Origin of the sequence: Magnetococcus marinus MC-1, assembly GCF_000014865.1 — a bacterium.
Taxonomy (GTDB): domain Bacteria; phylum Pseudomonadota; class Magnetococcia; order Magnetococcales; family Magnetococcaceae; genus Magnetococcus; species Magnetococcus marinus.
The window spans coordinates 3,153,368-3,173,163 of sequence record NC_008576.1; the positions used below are offsets into that span (position 1 = coordinate 3,153,368).

The 19,796-nt window shown below is 56.9% G+C and carries 14 protein-coding genes; 6 read left to right on the forward strand and 8 right to left on the reverse strand.

Features of this window, described 5'->3' with window-relative positions:
- From cysZ to MMC1_RS12680, 3 genes are read right to left on the reverse strand one after another with little or no spacing between them, the layout of a single operon-like run.
- The gene (cysZ, locus tag MMC1_RS12670) at nucleotides 1-753 is read right to left on the reverse strand and encodes a sulfate transporter CysZ (RefSeq protein ID WP_011714093.1); all 753 of its coding nucleotides are present in this window, start codon (nucleotides 751-753) and stop codon (nucleotides 1-3) included.
- Between the two features lie 26 nt (nucleotides 754-779).
- Entirely contained in the window at nucleotides 780-1,244 is a 465-nt protein-coding gene (locus MMC1_RS12675) for a CreA family protein (protein ID WP_011714094.1), read from the reverse strand.
- Nucleotides 1,245-1,260: 16 nt separating this feature from the next.
- Complete coding sequence (locus tag MMC1_RS12680) at nucleotides 1,261-1,950, reverse strand: class I SAM-dependent methyltransferase (protein WP_011714095.1); 690 nt, start codon at nucleotides 1,948-1,950, stop codon at nucleotides 1,261-1,263.
- 323 nt (nucleotides 1,951-2,273) lie between these two features.
- On the opposite strand from MMC1_RS12680, the gene MMC1_RS12685 reads away from it, so the two are divergent.
- The 6 genes from MMC1_RS12685 (at nucleotide 2,274) to MMC1_RS12710 (ending at nucleotide 10,556) form a co-directional block, all read left to right on the forward strand.
- Nucleotides 2,274-2,501 carry a hypothetical protein gene (locus MMC1_RS12685; RefSeq protein WP_041641227.1) on the forward strand — a complete coding sequence of 76 codons (228 nt, stop codon included), beginning with the start codon at nucleotides 2,274-2,276 and terminating at the stop codon, nucleotides 2,499-2,501.
- A 282-nt stretch (nucleotides 2,502-2,783) separates the two neighbouring features.
- A complete protein-coding gene (locus MMC1_RS12690; RefSeq protein WP_011714096.1) occupies nucleotides 2,784-3,158 on the forward strand; it encodes a response regulator in 375 nt (124 codons plus the stop codon).
- Nucleotides 3,155-4,498 (forward strand): putative bifunctional diguanylate cyclase/phosphodiesterase, encoded by a 1,344-nt coding sequence (locus tag MMC1_RS12695; protein ID WP_011714097.1) that lies wholly within the window; start codon nucleotides 3,155-3,157, stop codon nucleotides 4,496-4,498. The genes MMC1_RS12690 and MMC1_RS12695 overlap by 4 nt, the downstream gene beginning before the upstream one ends.
- Nucleotides 4,499-4,535: 37 nt before the next feature.
- A complete protein-coding gene (locus tag MMC1_RS12700) occupies nucleotides 4,536-5,675 on the forward strand; it encodes an FIST N-terminal domain-containing protein (protein ID WP_011714098.1) in 1,140 nt (379 codons plus the stop codon).
- Nucleotides 5,676-5,678: 3 nt separating this feature from the next.
- Nucleotides 5,679-8,378: a response regulator gene (locus tag MMC1_RS12705; protein WP_011714099.1), complete on the forward strand. Its 2,700-nt coding sequence runs from the start codon at nucleotides 5,679-5,681 to the stop codon at nucleotides 8,376-8,378.
- 297 nt (nucleotides 8,379-8,675) lie between these two features.
- A complete protein-coding gene (locus tag MMC1_RS12710; protein WP_011714100.1) occupies nucleotides 8,676-10,556 on the forward strand; it encodes a lysophospholipid acyltransferase family protein in 1,881 nt (626 codons plus the stop codon).
- A gap of 137 nt (nucleotides 10,557-10,693) precedes the next feature.
- Here the strand turns inward: MMC1_RS12710 and MMC1_RS12715 are convergent, their stop codons facing one another.
- From MMC1_RS12715 to hypE, 5 genes are all read right to left on the reverse strand, one after another.
- Nucleotides 10,694-15,082 carry a translocation/assembly module TamB domain-containing protein gene (locus tag MMC1_RS12715; RefSeq protein ID WP_011714101.1) on the reverse strand — a complete coding sequence of 1,463 codons (4,389 nt, stop codon included), beginning with the start codon at nucleotides 15,080-15,082 and terminating at the stop codon, nucleotides 10,694-10,696.
- Nucleotides 15,083-16,864, reverse strand: a complete 1,782-nt coding sequence (locus tag MMC1_RS12720; protein ID WP_011714102.1) for an autotransporter assembly complex protein TamA — start codon at nucleotides 16,862-16,864, stop codon at nucleotides 15,083-15,085.
- A gap of 60 nt (nucleotides 16,865-16,924) precedes the next feature.
- On the reverse strand, nucleotides 16,925-17,539 hold the full coding sequence (locus tag MMC1_RS12725; RefSeq protein WP_011714103.1) for a protein-methionine-sulfoxide reductase heme-binding subunit MsrQ: 615 nt from the start codon (nucleotides 17,537-17,539) through the stop codon (nucleotides 16,925-16,927).
- Between the two features lie 11 nt (nucleotides 17,540-17,550).
- Nucleotides 17,551-18,504, reverse strand: coding sequence for a protein-methionine-sulfoxide reductase catalytic subunit MsrP (gene msrP / locus MMC1_RS12730; protein ID WP_011714104.1), 954 nt, complete (start codon nucleotides 18,502-18,504; stop codon nucleotides 17,551-17,553).
- A 199-nt stretch (nucleotides 18,505-18,703) separates the two neighbouring features.
- Nucleotides 18,704-19,708: a hydrogenase expression/formation protein HypE gene (hypE, locus tag MMC1_RS12735; RefSeq protein ID WP_011714105.1), complete on the reverse strand. Its 1,005-nt coding sequence runs from the start codon at nucleotides 19,706-19,708 to the stop codon at nucleotides 18,704-18,706.
- Between the last annotated feature and the right edge of the window lie 88 nt (nucleotides 19,709-19,796).

Genomic DNA, 19,796 nt, shown 5'->3' on the forward strand with positions numbered 1-19,796 from the left:
CTACGCCTCTTGCTGCCAGGATTTTTCTAACTGCTCCACCCACATAAGGGTAGCCCCCGCTACCGAGGCAGGCATTGCCAGCAGATTGAGCAGCGGCACCCAGGTCATCAACACCGCCGCACTGCCAAAGCCCAAGGCATGCATTTTATTCCGCCGCAACAGGGTACGACTTTGCCGCCCCCGCAACCCATTGTTGTCGGTGGCATAGTCGGCATACTCCACCGCCATCAACCAAGCGGCGATCAAAAACAGCAGCACGGGTATCAACGGCGCCAAGACCACACTCACGATGGCGGAAAGAGACAATAAAATCCCAATAATCAGCCATTTGAGCATATAAAACAGTTTGCCAATCTCATTAAAAATCGCCTGTGCAGCACCCTTGAGTACCGTCATCCATGATTCAGCATTGCTAATGATCGGGGGCTGACCTTTTGCCACCTCTTCTACCCGCTGTGCCAACACCCCATTAAAGGGGGAACCTATTAAGTTGGCAATCACGGTAAAGCCATAAAAAATCACCAACAGCGCCAACACCAACACCGTAGGTAAAACCAGGAAAGAGAGCCATGATAGCCAACCGGGCAACCAAGCCGCCACCTCGGCACGCAGATAGCCGACCAGATCAAACAGATAATAAAACCCCACACCAAACAGGGTAAAATTGAGCAGCAAAGGCACCGCCACAAAGGGGCGCACCCGTGGATGGAAAAGCATTTTCAGCCCCCGCAGGAGATAGCTGATCCCTTGCATAATCCGGCTCCTTCGTAAGATTGTCTCTATTTAGCTTGCCACGGCATGACTGGCACCGTCGAGATGGCGTTTTTCGGCGATCCATCAATGATACGGTCGCTGTAAACAAGATAGATTAAGGTATTGCGTTTGCGGTCAAAAAAGCGCACCACTTGCATGGTTTTAAAGAGCAGCGAAGTCTTTTTGGTAAACACCATCTCACCATCTTTAAAGGGCTCTTTAAAATGGATGGGGCCGACCTGACGACAAGCAATTGAGGCGTCGGAGCGGTCCTCTGCCAAACCAATGCTTCCGCTTATGCCCCCTTTTTTCGCCCGGCTTAGATGGCAAGAGACACCATCCACTTTGGGATCATCAAAAGCCTCGATAACAATTTGGTCGTTGGCACCCAACATTTTAAAGGTGGTATCCACGCTGCCAATGATCTCGGCAGCGGCCATGGAGGGCAACCACAGCCCCGCCAACAGCGTGATAAACAGAAGTTTTTTCATCAGTACAATCCTATTGTTACGCATGTTGCGCACGAATGAGATATTGAAAAACAAACAGATCGTGCACCTCAAACTCATTTTGGTTATGCAGGGTCAAACGGCCAACCGTAATATCTTTAGGGTAGGGTCCTTTATCCAGCTCGGCGCCCTCTTCGTTCCAGGTTTCACCCAAAAAACTGGCTTTTAAACCCGCTTGGCCCAGCATATCTAACATTTCACGAATGGTAAAAAAACGCAGATGATCCCGATCCAAAATACCGGAGTCGGTATAGGTCCAAAAGCCATCCACCATACGTTCTAACACTTTAAAGTAGCGGATATTGGGGATACTGGTCACCACACAGCCCCCCTCGGCCAGATAGGGTACATGCCTTTGCAACAGCCGTGTAGGGTTCACCAGATGTTCCAAAATGTCCGCATACACCATACAATCAAAAGAGCCCAGCTCATAGGGTAGTTCCAGATTTTCCACATCTCCCACCAACACATGGTCTAGCTGCTGCTCAGCCATGGTGGCAGCTTCGCGATTAAATTCAATACCCGCCACATACTCCGCACCCCGTGCTTTAAGGGCTGCCCCTAGGCCACCAGCCGCACAGCCCACATCTAAAATGCGCTTACAACGCTGAGGCACCATCTCCACAATTTCTGGTCGCACCCCGGCATAGTAACTGGACTGTTTCTGTTTAAGTTCTTCGCCAGCCATAAATATATCTCCCTTATTATCCCTGAAAGGGGCTTGTTAGCGATCCCGCTGATCTGGCCTAGGCTGTTGCATGCTTTGTGCCCATCACCCAGGCAAAATGGTTCGCTCACCCCCCTACCTTTTTCCACCAAGTCAGGGCTTCTGACACCCAACACCGCCCTTACCTCCACACTCTAAACCCGCATATACCATTGATATACATAGATAACAATAACCGAACAAGCCTACTTAAACAACTTGGCACAAGCGATGCAGCTAGGGGAATAACGACACATTGTCACTCTTCACACCAACCGGTGTGTTACGATACGAGGAATACCACCATGAGCATTTACGGATTGTCCTCCTACATGGCCAAAGCCGCTACTCAAGGTATGACTGGCCCTAAAAAAGATAGTCGGGATGACACCTCACGAGGTCCTGCCCCCCATGCGGCTGGCCGCACCAGCACACCCTTAAAAGAGCGTAACAGCGTAGCCCCCATGCGCAATCGTGCTTATCAGGTCACCATCTCGGCTGCGGCCATGAACCGGGTGGCCGCTGGAGCCTAAAGGCACCACGCTGTCCCAGCCTAGTCAGGATCCAAGCGCGCCCTTACTTTGTGAAGGCGCGCTTTGCATTTTCTCCTCATGCGGCCCTCGCCTCTCTCCCCCTTTTTTACCGCCCCCACCACCACCGAGGGTAAAATTCTTCTTTAAATAGCTGTGCAGACTCGATACGGCTACGGTTTCAAATTTACATACCCTTTTCGGACCATTACTATCTAGGGAATGCCACTCTGGCAAATGTATCCCTGCGCAAATAGAAAACACCACTTGTATTAAGGAAGCCCCATGGATGTGACCAACGCCCGTGTCCTGATTGTGGATGATGAATTTATCAACCAACAAATCGCATCCGCCATTCTAAAAGGGGCTGGGTACGACTATATGGTTGCCACATCTGGCGAAGAAGCACTCGAAATGGTGCATAGCTATGCACCCGACTTGATCTTGCTGGATGTGCTTATGCCCGGTATGAGCGGATTTGAGGTGGTCAAACATCTTAAATCCGATGCCTCTACCCGCCACATTCCGGTCATTCTTGTCACGGCGTTTCCGACCGGGAGTCTCGCATTGATGGACTGGATGCCGGGGCAGAAGATTTTATTGCCAAACCCATTGACGACCGTGAACTTAAAGCACGGCTGCGCAATCTCTTGCGTTTGAAAAAACTGAATGATTTTTTAAGCGATCACAACCAAATCCTCAAACAGTATGACACCCTAACGGCCCTACCCAACCGCAACCTGTGTCGGGACCGTTTGGTGAGCGACATTGCCGCAGCCGAAGCGGCTGGGCTGGAAATCTCAATTATTTTGATCGAATTGACCAACTTTAAGCAGATTAATGACACCCTCGGCTTTCAAAGCGGGGATCGTGTGTTACTGGAGGTTGCCAAGCGATTGGCCGACTATGCCGACAAGAGTGACACCGTTGCGCGCATGGGGGGGAGCGAGTTTGCCCTGCTGCGCATTCGTGAAAACGCGGCCATGCATAGCGGCGATTTTTGCAACGAATTGCTGGAGTTGCTCTCCATCCCCATTGAATATGAGGATCAGCCGGTACACATTACCGCCTCGGTCGGGGTTTCTCACTTCCCCCGTCATGCCGGTGACATGAACGCCCTGTTTCAAAAGGCGGCCATTGCCATGGCCCACGCCAAACAGGCCGGTGAGCGCAACAGCAGCCGCATTTATGCGCCCGAGATGGAGACCCAAGCCCAAGAGCGCTTTGCGCTGGAGTCGCGCTTACACCAAGTGCTTGAGCGTAAAGAGCTGGCCCTCCACTACCAACCCAAGGTGGACGCTTTTAGCGGTGAGGTAATCGGCATGGAGGCGCTACTGCGCTGGAACAGTCCAGAGCTGGGCACCATCTCGCCCGTACGTTTTATCCCCTTGGCAGAAGAGACCGAACTCATTGTGCCCATGGGGGCGTGGGCGCTGAAAACCGCCTGCAAACAGGCCAAAAAGTGGCTGGACCAGGGGCACAAACTCACGGTAGCGGTCAACCTATCCCCCCGCCAGTTCTTGGACAAGCGGCTCAAAGACACGGTGCGCCAAGCCTTAACCGACAGCCAACTACCACCCGAACGGTTGGAGTTGGAGATTACCGAATCCTGCGCGGTGGGGGATGTCACCTACACCGTAAATCTGCTCAATGACCTCAAAAGCTTGGGCGTTACCTGCGCGTTGGATGATTTTGGTACCGGCTACTCCTCGCTCAACTATCTCAAGCTGCTGCCCCTGGATACCCTGAAGTTGGATCGCAGTTTTGTCATGGCGATCCCTGAGGATAAAAATGATGCCGCCATTGTGCGGTCGGTCATTCAAATGGCCCACGATCTGGGGCTAAAGGTGGTCACTGAAGGGGTCGAAACCCGCCAACAAGCGGCCTTTTTAAAGTACAACCAGTGTGAAATTTTACAGGGTTTCCTCATTAGCCGCCCCCTTGATGCCCAAGAGTTTGGTGAATTTTTATTACGGGGCACCCCAGAAGAGTGGGTGTAATGAACACTTCCTCATGCTTAGCGTAAGGGTGACCTGCATGCCAAAGAAGAGAGCGTTGCAGGTCAAGCGTGGCAGTTCTCAAGCCCGTGACCCCGCCCAAGCCGTGAATGAGCTTGTTGAGCAGATTCAGCAGGATGGTGCGGTTTTGACCCTGCTGTTTGTCTCTCCTAGCTACGACAAAGCCGCGCTGCAAACGGCCCTTGAGGGGGTATTTGGCGGTGTTGTGGTGGGCTGCACCACGGCGGGTGAGATCACCCAAGCCGGTTTTGTTGAGCAGAGCCTTACCGGGGTGAGTTTGGCGGGCAACGCCTTGCAAGCATGGGCACATGTGATCCAGGATCTGCACCATTTTAACCCTGCCCAGGCCCAGCAGTTGGGCGATCTTTTGCACGACGCTTTGCCCAATGAGGCAGAGCTCGACCCCGACCACGCCTTTGCCCTGCTGCTGGTGGATGGCCTGAGCATGCGCGAGGAGCAGTTGCTGGCACTGCTGCACCCACATCTGGATGGCATTGCGCTGGTTGGGGGCTCTGCCGGGGATGGTTTAGCCTTTCAGGAGAGCTTTGTCTATGCCCAGGGCCGTTGGCATCATCACGCTGCGGTGCTCACCCTGGTCCATTGCGAAACCCCCTTTATGCCCTTTCAATGGCACCATTTTAAACCCACCGCCACACGCCTAATTATTACCGCCTGCGACCCGATGGGGCGCCGCGTCACGGAGATCAACGGTCTCCCGGCCAGTCAAGCCTATGCCACGGCGGTGGGGGTACCCGAAGCGGCTCTAAACAGTGACATCTTTAGCCGCCACCCCACCATGTTGCAGATGGGTGGTAGCCATTATGTGCGGGCCATTCAGCAGGCCAATGGGGATGGCTCTTTAACCTTTTACAGCGCGGTCGAGCGGGGTTTGGTGCTGCATTTGGCGCAGGCCGCAGATATGGTCAAACACTTGGAGCAGCAGCTACACCTGATGCACGCTGAAATGGCCAACCCCCAGTTGGTGTTGATTTGCGACTGCATCTTGCGCCGGTTAGAGGCCAAACAGAAAGGGGTCTTACCCCAGCTCAGCCAACTATTGGCGCACCATCCTGTGATAGGTTTTTCTACTTATGGCGAACAGAGTGGCGGCATCCATATCAACCAGACCATGACTGGCATTGTATTGGGGGGGGCGTAAACGGTGGACAACGACCCTCTAGAGAGCCTGGCCCAACGCATCGCACATATGCATGGGGCGCTGGAGGCCAGCCAGAAGATACAGAATGCCTTGGTGGAACGCGCCGAACGCCAAGGGGGGGAGACCCCCTTTACCCTGTTTGAGCGGCATGCTTTGCTGGATCAACAGCTACGCCGTTCGCGGCAAGCGCTACGCCATGCGAGGCGCGCCCTAGAGCATGAACGCAGCCACCACCAACAAACCCTCCGCCAGCAGCGGGTGGAGAGCTTGCGCCATCACACCATTGTGGAGCATGCCAGCGACGCCATTTTACAGGTCAATGGCGAGGGAGACATCCTCTACAGCAATCCAGCGGCACACAAGCTGTTTGGCTATGACGAAGCGGCCTTGGCGAAAACGCCCCTGAGCACTCTGTTTCCAAACCAACACCAGAGCCGCAGCCAATCGGTCACGCTCTCTCTGCGACAAGATGCTGGACACGACCACGCCCTAGCCTGGACCGCTCTGCGCAACGATGGCGGTTTAATAGACGTAGGGGCCTTTATCAGCCCGGTAGAAGCGGAAGATCAGGCGCTTTACACCCTTATTTTGCACGATCTTTCCCTCCAATTACGGCTGCATCAAGCCCAGGAAGAGAGCCGTGATCAAGCCCTTACCAGCGACCGCATCTGGACCCAACTGCTCGACCGCATGACGGAACAGTTGCGCACCCCCCTGCACAATCTCGCGGGTCTGTTGGAGTTGCTGCAAAGCAACCCGCAAAAGGCGGCCCAACAGGGTTATTTGGAGAGTGCCCGCACCACCGTCTCGGAGCTGCTGCAACAACTGCAAATGCTGCCCAACCACACAACCTTGCTTAGTGCGCCGCTGGCGGGTGAACGTTTGACCTTTGATCTCCTGCAAATGTTAGAAGGCACCACCCGCCAGTGGGCCAGCGTTGCCCAACAAAAGGGGCTGCAACTGCTCTGTATGGTACCGCCGCAACTGCCTGCGATCTGGGAGGGTGACTTAACCCGCCTGCGGCAGGTGGTGGGGGGATTGTTGGAACGTAGCGTGGGTGCCACCCAGCAGGGCACGGTTTGCCTCTCCCTACACGCCCAGCAACAGCCTAATTCCAGTTGGTATGAGCTTGAGATCTGCATTGCCGACAGTCGCCCCCCGATGCAGACCGAGCAGATGATTGCTCTCCAGCAATTTTTGCGGCAAGAGGGGCAGGCAGGCCCCTTGCATGATGGGGCAGAAACCCTGTCGCTGGCGATTATCCGTCAATTGGCGGGGTTTATGCGGGGTCGTTTAGAGTTTGCCTTTGACCATGAGCGGGGGGAGAGCCGTTTTATCCTCAGCTTACCGCTACTGCCGGGCCCACAACCTAGCCAGCCGTTAACCAGGGAGCTACTGGGCCGACGAATTTTAATTTTAGAGCCCTATCCAGCCTACGCGAACTATCTCGCCACCCTCTGCCAGCAGTGGGGCATGGTTGCCCACAGCACCAGCAGCGAGGCGCAAGCCATCGCAACATGGCAGGGGTTGCAGCAGTTGGGCATGCTGCCGGAGTTTATGTTAGCCCCACCGGCAAACCCCGACCAGCCCGCACCTTGGCGCGACGCCCCAGCGGGAACCCTGCATCTGTTAACCCTAACCCGTGGGCCGACCCCAAACCAGCCTGCTAGCCTGTGCAAACCGCTCTCCCGCCAAGCTTTGTACGAAGCCCTTACCCAACAGCGACAGGATGCCCCCGCTGCATCCCCTGCTTTACCTTCGCACATCACCAACCCACTACGCCAAGATCGCCTTTTATTGGTTGAGGATAACCCCATCAACCAAAAGGTCGCCTTAGGCATGCTCAAGCGGTTTGGTTTTCAAGCCACCGTCGTGGACCGTGGGGCCAAGGCGTTGCAAGCGGTCAAAGAGCACCCCTTTGATCTGATATTAATGGATATTCAAATGCCAGAGATGGATGGTTATGCCACCACTGCGGCGATCCGCCACTGGGAGCGCGAGAGCGGCACCCCGCGCCAGCCTATCTCGGCCCTAACGGCCAACGCCATGAGCGGCGACCGGGAGCTCTGTTTGGCCGCCGACATGGATGACTATCTCAGCAAGCCCCTTAAACAGGAGGCTCTGTGGGATTTGCTCAAGCGCTGGTTAAACGATCTGCCTGAGCACCCCCCCATGCTGGAGCGATCACCCCTTGCTGAGCCAGCCACCTTAGCCCCGCCTCTACCCGCTGCCAAACCAGCAGAAAAACCTGTGGAAGCAGAGCCTGCCTCCAACCCAACGACCCGTTGCCTAGACCATGGTAAATTAGATGAGCTTGAACGTATGATGTCGGTTATGGAGAATGGCTTTCAAGAGTTGCTTAGCCGTTATCTCAGCGACACTCCAGTTTTGTTGCAAAATTTGGCCGCCGCTGTCGAGGCACAGGATGCCAAGCAGGCCCGCCAACTGGCCCACAATCTTAAATCCACCAGCGCCAGTCTGGGGGCCAAGCTACTTTCGGTGCAAGCTCAGCAGATAGAAGCGTTGAGCAAACAGGGGCAAACTGCGTTAATTCCACCCCTACTGCCCGATCTGCTCCACCATTTTCAACAGGCCGCGCGGGAGATGGCACAACGCTTATCCCTTACGTCGAGCGGTTCAGGGGATGTGCCCCAGTCGCAAAAAGCGTGCGTTTCAGCCAATTTTAACACCGCTCTGGGTTAATAGATGACACACCGGCTTGGTACGCTTATCCTGATGAAACCGACCTAAGTTCACGGTTAGCCCCAGCTGTGCGGGGTTTATTCGCCTCTCCATTAGGGGGATGTGTGTGATTTTACGGCCTGTACAGGGGCGTTATTCTCCTGGTTAGTACTAAAGAGCATTTTCCTTGACCGTTACCAAAGCGTCGCACAATGCTACACCCAAGTCATAACCATGTATTAGCATCGGCCCCATACAAAGGGAGCTCTGCCTAATGAATGGCAGGCACACACGACAAAGTATCAATGGAGAGCAGGCATGTCCCCATCGGATGAGCGCCGCCTGATCAAGTTGGATCAAGCCCTGAGCCAAAAATTAAAGCGTCCGCTGGCAATCGGGCTGGCGAAGGTATTGGAACCTATCTTGGGCATCAATCGGTTTAACCGTGAATATATCAAGCTGCTGGAAAAAGATCAGAGCGACGATCAATTTCTGCAAAGGGCGCTGGCGTTACTCATCGGCTCGGTACAGGTATCCCATAGCGAGTTGGAACGCATCCCGGCCAGTGGCGGTGTAATCCTGGTCGCCAACCACCCCTTTGGCGGTATTGAAGGGGTGATGCTGGCGGTCCTGCTCAAGGCCATTCGTCCAGACATCAAGTTTATTGCCAACTATATGCTGGGGCAGATTCCCGAGTTTCGCGATCTGCTCATCCCGGTGGATCCCTTTGGAGGAGAGAGCGCCACCAAGCGCAACGTGGGGCATGTGGTTAAGGCGATCCGCTGGGTGCGTAAGGAACAAGGGCTGTTGGTGATCTTTCCAGCCGGGGAGGTCTCTAGCCTGGAGCTCAAATCACGCCGCGTGGTGGACCCTGCTTGGCAAGTTGGCGCAGCCCGCATTATTCGCGCGGCCCAGGCACAGGTCATACCCTTGCTGTTTCAGGGCTCCAACGGTCCTCTCTTTCAATTGGCGGGCTTAATTCATCCCCGTTTGCGTACCGCTCTGCTGCCCCGCGAAATGCTCAACAAAGGGCAGCGCGATATTCCCTTGCGCATTGGGCACCCCATCGCCTTTAGTCGCCTGGATAAGATGGAGAGCGACCAAGAGCTTATCGACTATCTACGCATGCGCACCTACCTGCTGGATGCCGATGAGAAAAAAGAGCCGCGCACCCCGCTGTCCCCTCAATCGAACAAGAGCGTGGCAGCGCTGGAGCCCATCATCTCGGCCTGTGACCCGCAACTGTTGCGTAAAGAGATTGATCAGCTACCTGCCGCCCAACGGCTCTTGAGCAGCGGCAACCAGACGGTCTATGTGGCCCACGCTCACCAAATTCCTATGCTGTTGCAAGAGATTGGTCGTTTGCGCGAAATCACCTTTCGCGAGGTAGGGGAAGGCACGGGCAAATCCATTGATCTGGACATCTTTGATGCCCACTACATGCATCTGTTCATCTGGCAAGAGCAGGCGCAGGAGTTGGTTGGGGCCTACCGCATGGGCCGCCTGGATCACATTATGGGCAGCAGCGCAGGCAAAAAGGGGCTTTATACCAGCACCCTGTTTAAATATAAAAAATCCTTTTTAAAACAGCTTGGGCCAGCCTTGGAGATGGGGCGCTCCTTTGTTCGACCGGAGTATCAGCGCAGCTATGCCCCCCTGCTGTTGTTATGGAAGGGCATTGGTCACTATGTGGTGGCCCATCCGGAATATAAGGTGCTGTTTGGCCCTGTGAGTATAACCACGGAGTACACCCCGGCCTCGCGTCAATTGATTGTGGGGTATTTAAAAAGCCACAACGATATGGAGAACCCGCCCCGCATGATTAAGGCGCGTAAACCCTATCGTCTACAGGGTTTAAAGGGGCTGGTTAGTCCACAGGCCATTGAGAATATTCAGGATGTGGATGCCCTATCTGGTTTGGTGGCGGAGATTGAACGGGATGGTAAAGGGGTACCGATTCTGTTAAAGCAATATCTTAAACTGGGCGGGCGCATCGCGGGCTTTAACATTGACCCTGACTTTAGCGATGTGTTGGATGGTCTTATTTTTGTGGATCTCACCCAAACCGAGCAGCGCACCCTTAACAAATACATGGGGGCGGCGGGTGCAGAGCGCTTTTTGGCCTACCACGCCCAGCGGGAGCATGCCCCAACCGCGCCCCCCAGCATAGAGGCACCCGGCCTGCATGGCAGCCATTGATTGAGCCCTTTGGCCAATGCCCTTGAGCAGATTGAGAACAGGGGGGGGTTCCCCCCCTGACTTCCACCCACGGCAACACAGCGGGCTTCCCCCCCTCTAAGCGCCCCTAGGGCGTTGCGGCTTAGGGGTACGCGACCCTAATAATCCTTGCTCCACTCCAATCCCAGGGCGGGCATATTGGTCTCGTCAATATTGGTCTCAACCTGCACCCCCCGGCCAACATCCATCTCTATCCGCACCTTACGGGAACCCGGTGCCAGACCCTTTTGAATCTCTAAATAGATTTTATCCGTCAGATATTTACCCACACTTACCGCACCAGTCTGGGGAGAGTCGCCGCTCAACTCTAAACGGTCAAAGCCAATGGATTGTTGCACACGATCCATAATCCCCGGTCCACCCCCACGTAAGGTGTTGAGGGCGGCAGCCAGCTTAACCGCCTCCGCTGCCGTAAGATGGTCGCTATCCCGCCCAAACAGGATGTTGGAGAGGATCTCATCCCTGGGCCGTTCAGGGTTGCTGGAGAGCACAATCTCTGGTTTAACCGCTGGCCCTTCCAACCCCACCACAGCTTCCATGCTCCCCGTATTGGTGGTGGCTTTAACCGTTAGCTGCGGGCTCGGTGGCGATGCCCCTACAAAAACCACATCCCCTTTATCAATGGCATAGCGCCGCCCCAACAGATCCAACTGCCCTTTGGTAATGCCCAATTTCCCCACCACCAGCGGCTCTGCCGTGGTGCCCTTGACGGTTAAATCACCCGCCCACTCCGACTCTAGCCCAAAGCCCCGCACAAACACCCGCCCCGGCACTTTAAGATGCACATTCAACGTACCCTTGGGGGCATCAGCCCGTTCCTCAGCCGCACGGTTCTTAGACTCTCCCCGCACCCGATAGTCAATCATCTCGGTGTCTGGCTTACCCGCACCGTCAGGTAGATAAATATTGGCGTGGTTTAGGGTAATGTCGCCCTTTACCGCAAAGGCTTGAGCATGCCCGGTCAAATCAATGGCCCCACTGGCATTGGCCACCGCGTCATCCCGCTGAACCAGGTTCATCCTGAGCAAACGAAGCTGCATCGCCACCGGGTGCAAGCCATCCTCCTGATAGGCCCCCTGCCCCACCATCTTGAGCGTACCCCCCTCCCCATCATGGGCGGTAAAATGGTTAAGCTTAAGCGCTAAACCCTGGAGTTGGGCATCCATCTGCATATCCAACAGACGCAAACCGGCCTCAGCCTGCTCAAACTGCCCATCCTTTAAGGTTATATGACCCGTAGGTTGCGGCTTTTGCAACGTGCCCGTAACCGCCAGATCCAAACCCAAACGCCCCGCGAGGCGTTGTGATTCCGGCAGGTCCAGCCACGGCAATAAACGGTTAAGGGAGATACTGCCCTGAAGTTTGCCATCCAGCGGCGCACTGGGGGCCATCGCAAACCGCGCAGGTTCCAAGCTAAACTTGGCCGGCAGACTGAACGCGCCCTGGAGCGGTTGATCCCCCAACCCTGCCAACTGCAAAGTACCCTGCAAGGGTTGCCCAGGCCGCACATGCAGATCCACCAGCCCGTTGAGCAGCGGCACATCACCCCCCGCCGGGTTGGGCAAACGCACCTTATCCAGGTTGAGTTTGGCCCCCAAACGCGGCCCCTGTAATGGCCCCTGCAACTGGGCATCCAGCGTCACCCACCCCCCCACATCGGCACGCCGCACCGGGGGCAGCGTGGCGAGATCCAGATGCGCCTTGAGCTGCATATTGGCCGCTTTGAGCCCCTTGTGCAGCGTTGCTTGTACACGACCCTCGCCCCAAGCCAAATCTAAAGGTTGGCTCTGTAGCGTGCCATCATGGCCCAACCGCATCTGCCAAGGTTGTTGCAGGGCCAGCGGCGTCTCATCCCAACGCCCCCGCAGCGTCGCCACATCAAGCTGCATACCTGCCTCATCCCGGGCCACCACCCCTTGCAGCGCCAACGCCAGCGTCCCCTCCACAAAGCCCTGCGCGGTCAGATCAAAATTGAGCTTTTCCATGCCGCCCTTAAGGGTACTCTCCAACTGATCCAGGCGTATTTCACCCTGCTCAAAACCCTGCAACTGAGTATGCAACTCCAGCTTGGGCTGTTTGCTGTTAAGCGCCAGCAGCTGCCCCTTGGCCGACAGTTTTTTTAAACCCAAATCTTGAAACGCAACCTGCTCCCCCAACAGCGCCAGCTCCACACGTTGCTGACGGGCGTCGCCGTGCAGTTCCAGCTCCACCTTACCCTCCAGTTGCGCCAACGCCGGGTGCCAGTTATGCCACGCCCGCAGTTCGCTTACATGACCCCGCAAATCGCCATCCACCCCCAGGGTGGCAAGATCCACCACCAACGCCCCCTCCAGCTCCGTTTTTGGACCCTGTAAAGAAAGCTTGGGCAGGTGCAGACGCTGCGCCCCTTGATCCAACTTAAATTGGGTGAACAAGTTGGCCGTATCGCCCCCATGGGTGGCTTTAAGACGCAGCTCCCCTTGCGGGGTTTTAAGCAGGGATTGGGCGGCAAGATCCAGCACCAGCTCCGGCAAACGCTCTCCGTTTTGCATCAAGGCGCTGCCCAGTAACTGCGCCTTGATGCGGGGATCATCCACCCGGCCAGCCACTTGGAGATCCAGCACCCCTTGGCCGGCAAGATCCTGCCCCAACGGTTTGCCCAATTTAGCCAGATCCGCCATCTGCAATTGGCCTTGCAGAGCCAAACCTCCATCCGGGTTAAGCCGCCCATGACTGCGCCACTGCGCCAGGGGGGTGGTCAGCTGTAACTGGGTTAAAACCACCGAACCCTCGGCGGGTCGCAGCGTTGCCTGCAAATCCACACGGGGTTTTGCCCCCAACCAACTGGCAAGGGGCTCTGGCCACTTTTGCAGCCCATCGCCCCGAAGCTGGCTGGTCATGACAATCTCTTTAAGCCCCGCGTGCAGATCGGCCCGGCTGCGCAATAGGACCCGCCCTTGGCCGCTCATGCCATGGGGTTGCAACAGTTTTTCCAGATCGGCACTATCTAGGGCCACATTAAAAGCCCCGCTCTGTTGCAGCAGATCAAACAAACCATCCAGCGTGAGCTTTACATGACGCTCTTGCAGAGTAAAATGGTCCAAAACCAAGGGTTTTTGCGGATGCCACGCCAGCGCACCCTGCCAGCGGGGGGTCAGGTGGCGATCTGGCTCTGGCAGGCTAGCCAGTTGCAGATCTCCCATACCGTCGGTCTCTACCCCATAGCCCCCCGCACCATCCGGGGTAGCGACGAGGTTAAGCACCACTTTTTCCCATTGCAGATCGGGCAGAGTGCCCTTGCGCACCTCTAACTTAACCGTGGCTAAGGGGGCCGTCACTGCACCCTTGGCCTCAATCTCGACCCGCCCTTGCCCTTGCAGGGGTTGCCCGAGCAGCGGTTGCAAAACGCTTAGATCCTCCCCTTGCAGGGTTAGCTTACTCTGGAGCTGCTCTCCCGCCACACGGGCCTGCCCCTGTAGCTGCCAAGCACGACCCTGTAGCGCCAGCTTCTCTAACACCACCCCCTCGGCCTGGGTATGCAGCGCCATTTCAAAAGGCAAGCCCTGCTCGGTGAGCAGATCGGGCAACCAGGAGGGCAACAGGGCACTGGGCACATGCTGCCAAGCCCCCTGCCACTGTAGCGCTGGCCCCGCACTCTGCTGCTGTAGATGCAGCGCACTATGCAGTTTGCCCCAGGCGCTGGAGTCCAGGTTAAGGGTGCCCTGCCACTGCTCAAGGGGGCCATGGCCGGTTAAGGTGAGGTGATGGGTATCCTCTAATGCCGCCCCCAGGTATTGGTGGCTCAGATTGCCCGACAGCTCAGCCAGCAGCTTGAGGGCCAATGTAGGGCTGCTGCCCAAGCCCAACCGACCTTGTAGATCCAGATTAAGCTGCGTGGCTGCTCGCCCTTTAAGGCTTAGTGAAAAGGGTTTCTCCTGCTGCGCGGTGGGGGCCACCCCCAATTGCAGCATCAGCGCCAGCGCTTCACCTCCGGTGAGGGCGGCGTCCAACTGAATCTCTGCAATGGCCGCCTGTTGCAGCTCAAAGGCTGCCAATAGGGGGCGCAGATCCACCCCTGCACCGTCATCGTCGGCGGGTTTGGCCTCCACCACTTGGGTTGGCTCGGAGTGGGGTGGCCGCAGCAGATGCAACCGCTGCACGGTGAGCGCCTCAATACGCAGCTTGCCTTGCAGCAGTGCCAGCGGGCTCCAGTGGAGACGCGCCCCCTCCAGCTGCAACCACACCCCCTGGTTATCCTTAACCGCCAGCCGTCGCAGGTGTAGATCGCTCAACTGCAAGCCGGCCTCGCCCAGTTGCAGCTCCACCCCAGCCTGGGCGGCCAACTGCTCCACGTGGGTTCCTGCCCATTGCCGTAAAGCGGGCAGTTGCCACGCGCCCCACGCCAGCAGAGGCACCAACAGAAGCAGCGCCATTAGGGCCATCAACAGGCGCAACCACCCTGCACGACCCTTAACCGGTTCGCTCTGTGTTGTCGGTTGTGGCGTCATTTAAAAAGCCTGCCCAATACTTAAATAGATTTGAAAGGGATCATCCACACCCTGCCGTTGTTTGGTGGGGAGCCCTAAATCAAAACGGAAAGGCCCCATGGGTGAAGCGTAGCGCAAACCCAGCCCCACCCCCACCAGCGGGTCGGCTGAGCCATCGGGTACGGCGGAGGCATAAGCACGCCCGGCATCCACAAAGCCCACCAACCCCAATTTATCCATCATCCGGTAGCGCACTTCGCTATTGAGCACCAACATAGAACGCCCACCGATGGGCAGCAGCTTACTATCCAACGGGCCAGCCAGTTGATGGCCATAACCGCGAATGGTACCGCCGCCCCCGGCATAAAAGCGCTTGTCCACGGGGATATCCTCATACGGCGCCCCCATGGCCATCCCCAGTTGCAGGCGGCTGGCCAGCACCAACCGAGGCTGCTCCTGCAACTGCCAATAACCACTGGCATTGCCGGTAAATTTAAGATAGTTGGAGGTAAAGCCATAGAGCTTGATAACCGGTGTCAGCTCCAAGGTGGTACGGTAGCCACGCACCGCATCCAAGGGGTCATCGGTGGCATCGGCACTAATCCCAACCGGCAGACTTAGCGTTGCGTAGCTCTCTTTTTTGTTACTGCTCAGATCCTTCAATGAGGCCATCCCCAAATCAGCACCAAAAGAGAGGTCATAAGGTTGACGCCAGGGCCAGAGCAGGTGCCCCTCTAGATTGACCCCCAAACGGTCATAGGCCTCCTCTTGCGCCCGTTCTAGACTGCTGGCCAAGCGCATGGTACGACGCCGTTCACCAAAGTCTGGTTTGCTTAATTCGGCCTTGAGGAGTTGTTGATCGCTGCTCAGCTTGGTGGATAGATTTAACCCCTCCCCGGCCCCAAAATAGTTACGATGTTCCCACTCGGCATGCAGCTGTGGTCCACGGTCCGAATGCCAGCCTCCCCCCGCGCGTACCGTGCGATGGGCTTTTTCTCCCAGAGTGATGAGGGGGGACCATAAGCCTTGAGGGTTGGCTTCTCGTGGTAGCGTAATGCGCACCTGCCGGAATAGACCGGTGCTTACAAAAGCCTGCCGCAACTCGGCGATACGTTGAGGGTGATAACGGGTGCCAGAGGGCCACGGCACACGGCGTTGCAAAAACGCTGCATCGACGGTTTCACCCCCCTCCCTTTGCGGGCTACCCAGTGTTACCAGCGGCCCGGTTTCGATTTGAAATGTCACGTCCAAGCTATGGCTTTGGGGCTGTACCCACGCCTCCCGCGAGAGGGCACGGGCAAAGGGATAACCCTGTTCGCGGGTCTGCTCCAACAGCGCCGCTTCGGCATCCAAAATGGTGCGCGACAAGGCAGCAGCACCGGGGCTTAAACCCAATTTTTCCAGTGACGGCGGGATAAAATCGGGGGTCGCCGGTTCAGCCATAATTTTGAGTACCCCCAACTGATACAGGGGACCGGGGCTAACCTTAAAGCGCACCCCATAGGGAGGGGCCGCTTCGGCGATGGGGAGTAGCGCCACCTGGGCATCAAAATAGCCACGAGAGCGCATCGCCTCCTCCAGCGGCAACAGATCTTTACGTGCGCGCTGGGCCAGCAGAAAAGGACTTGGTGGGGGTTGATCTTGACGCGCCACCGTATCAGAAACCTGTTGCAACAATCTCTGCAACGGCCCCTCTTCGGCAATACCTGTAAAGACGACCTTATAGACGGCCTCACCCTCGGCCTGAACGGAAAGCGGCAGGCCAAGCAGCAGCAATAAAAGCATACCTGAGAATAGACGCATGAAAAAATCCAACCCAAAAGTCGTTTACGCCCCGACCAACACGGCACAGGGGTACCGACATTATGTCACACTTTTGCCACCCTGGTTGCCCACAAAGTGGCCGCGTGCCAAGTGTAACACACGGTAGCCCAACAGCAATGCCACAAGGACGGTCATTTGATAGGCAAAGCGATAATCTGCCTTGGTCAACCAGTAGAGGTGCAGCAAGGCCATGGGGGCAATCAGATAGATTAACCGATGCAACCGCTTCCAGCGCCGCCCGCCCAATTGGCGCACCATGGCGTTATTGGAGGTCAGTGCCAAAGGCAGCATAAGCAGCAAGGTTGCCACCCCCATGGTAATAAAGGGGCGTTTAAGAATATCTTTCCAGATGGCCGCACCATCAAAAAATTGATCCACCCCCACATAGAGCAGCAGGTGTAGCAGGCCATAACCAAAACAGGCCACCCCCAGGGGACGCCGAAAGGAGCCCAAGGGTTTAAGGTGGAACAGACGAAGGAGCGGTGTCACCGCCAAAGTCGCCAGCAGGAGATAGAGGCTCCAGCGACCGCTGGCGCGAATAACCGCCTCAATGGGGTTGGCCCCCAAACGATTATCCAGCAGCTGCTGCCCATACCACAGCAGCGGCACAAGCGACAGAGCCATAAGCAGCAGGCGGGCACGCTTCCAACTCAAGAGGGGTATCCTTAAAAATGCACCGACAGGTCCATGCCTTGATAGAGCCCCGCCACATAGTCACCATAACCATTGAACGGCAAGGTTTTACGCTTGAAAAACTCACCAATACGGCGCTCTTTTGCTTGGCTCCAGCGGGGATGATCCACATCGGGATTAACATTGGCATAGAAGCCATACTCTTGGGGCGCATGGCGGTTCCAAGCGGTGGGGGGCTGCTCTTCGGTAAGCCGTATGGTGACAATAGACTTAATACTCTTAAAACCATATTTCCACGGCACCACCAGACGCAGGGGGGCACCATTTTGGTTGGGCAAGGCATGACCGTAGAGCCCCACCGCCATCAAGCTCAAGGGATTCATGGCTTCATCCATGCGCAGCCCTTCAGCATAGGGCCAGTGGATGATGTCATGTTTTTGCCCCTTTAAGGTAGTGGGATCATAGAGGGTCTCAAAGGCCACATATTTTGCGCGACTGGTGGGCTCAAAGCGCTTGAGCAGGTCCGCCAGCGGAAAACCCAACCACGGCACCACCATGGACCACGCCTCCACACAGCGCAGACGGTAGATGCGCTCTTCGAGGGGATGGGGTTTGAGCAGCGCCTCTAGGCTGAGGGTACCGGGTTTGGCCACCTCGCCCTCAATGGTGACGGACCACGGGTCGCTACGCAACCAGTGGGCATGTTTGGCCGGATCACCCTTGCCCGTGCCCAGCTCATAAAAGTTGCAATAGTCACTGACATCCTGGTAGGGGGTCAGCGCTTCGTCGGGGGCAAACGCCGCATTTTTATCATGCTGCAAGGGCTTGCCTGTCGGGCTGGGGCTGGCCCAGGTGGGCGAGGCCCCCAGGGTTAATGCCGCGACACTGGCCGCAGAGCCTTTTATGAAACGCCGACGGTTAAGATAGAGCTGAGGGTCGGTCACATCCCTATCTTTAAGATCCGCTTGCCAGCTTTTGTTTGCCATAGCGCACCTACTTAAAACCAAAATAAGCCATTAACTAAAGAGTCTTCAGGTTGGAGTCACGCGCCAGCCAGATGTTCCATGCCAACCAAGTAAAGCCAAGATAAGTAGAGACCAGCCGCTCTCCCCGCTCATCGCCCGCAGGACCGCAACCCATGCCAACAGGCCATCCCCCGCTGTGCAAGGCCACACCCGCAACGGCCTAGCAGATGCGTGGTAGAGGATCATCCTCCAGTTCCAGCAACAGGCGCTCTCCCCCCAAGTGGGTCTCCACAATGGCCTGTTTAGGGCCTGTTTCAAACACCCCCACAATGGCCGCCTCGGGCGCACCGGCTGCACTCAGCTGGGCCAGCACCGCCTGGGCCTGAGCCGCCGCCACGACCACCACCACCCGCCCCTCACAGGCCAAATAATAGGGATCATAGCCCACAATATCACACACCGCCCGTACCGGCTCCCGCACCGGGAGCTGAGAGGCCCACAAACGCACCTGCAAACCGCTGGCTTGGGCCAACTCATGGGCGACCGTGGCGATGCCACCCCGGGTTGGATCCCGCATAAAACGCACCCCAGGCATGGCCCGCAACACGCGGGTCAGGGGCCAGACCGATGCGGCGTCCGAACGCAGGTCCCCACGCAGACCAAAGGCTTCCCGCGCCAACATCACCGCCGTGCCATGATCCCCCACCGGACCACTCACCAGGATGGCGTCACCAGCCTGGATCAAATCCATGGAGAGCTTCACACCAGCAGGTCGCACCCCAATACCCGCCGTCGCCAAATAGACCCCGCCCCCTTCACCCCGGCGCAAGATCTTGGTATCCCCCGCCACAATGCGTACCCCAGCCTCCCGCGCGGCAGCCGCCATGGCAGCCACCAACCGCCGCAACAAGGCAACCTCGGTGCCCTCCTCGATAAAAGCGTTTAGGGTCAAACTCACCGGGTCGGCCCCCGCCACCGCCAGATCGTTCACCGTGCCGTGTACCGCCAACGAACCGATATTGCCCCCAGGAAACTCCAACGGCTGCACCGTAAAACCATCGGTGGTGGTCAGCAGCTCTCCGGCAAAGGGCAACCGCACCGGCGCGGCGTCCAGTTGGGTATCGGGTCCCACATCCCCCAAGCCCTGGGCAAACACCTCGCGAATCAGCTCACGCATAAACCGCCCACCATTACCGTGGGCCAATAAAATATGACTGTGCTCCATGCATCCACTCCTTGCCGCCGCGCCGTCACGGACCTCCCCGGCTGGTCGCCATCCTAACCCGGCCAGCCTGCCCCATTATGCTCTCTGC

Bases quoted from the DNA above. Each gene is read 5' to 3' on its own strand.
- MMC1_RS12680 (WP_011714095.1), bottom strand. From the start codon at position 1,950: ATGGCTGGCGAAGAACTTAAACAGAAACAGTCCAGTTACTATGCCGGG.
- MMC1_RS12675 (WP_011714094.1), bottom strand. From the start codon at position 1,244: ATGAAAAAACTTCTGTTTATCACGCTGTTGGCGGGGCTGTGGTTGCCC.
- MMC1_RS12690 (WP_011714096.1), top strand. From the start codon at position 2,784: ATGGATGTGACCAACGCCCGTGTCCTGATTGTGGATGATGAATTTATC.
- MMC1_RS12715 (WP_011714101.1), bottom strand. From the start codon at position 15,082: ATGACGCCACAACCGACAACACAGAGCGAACCGGTTAAGGGTCGTGCA.
- MMC1_RS12700 (WP_011714098.1), top strand. From the start codon at position 4,536: ATGCCAAAGAAGAGAGCGTTGCAGGTCAAGCGTGGCAGTTCTCAAGCC.
- MMC1_RS12710 (WP_011714100.1), top strand. From the start codon at position 8,676: ATGTCCCCATCGGATGAGCGCCGCCTGATCAAGTTGGATCAAGCCCTG.
- MMC1_RS12720 (WP_011714102.1), bottom strand. From the start codon at position 16,864: ATGCGTCTATTCTCAGGTATGCTTTTATTGCTGCTGCTTGGCCTGCCG.
- hypE (WP_011714105.1), bottom strand. From the start codon at position 19,708: ATGGAGCACAGTCATATTTTATTGGCCCACGGTAATGGTGGGCGGTTT.
- msrP (WP_011714104.1), bottom strand. From the start codon at position 18,504: ATGGCAAACAAAAGCTGGCAAGCGGATCTTAAAGATAGGGATGTGACC.
- MMC1_RS12685 (WP_041641227.1), top strand. From the start codon at position 2,274: ATGAGCATTTACGGATTGTCCTCCTACATGGCCAAAGCCGCTACTCAA.
- cysZ (WP_011714093.1), bottom strand. From the start codon at position 753: ATGCAAGGGATCAGCTATCTCCTGCGGGGGCTGAAAATGCTTTTCCAT.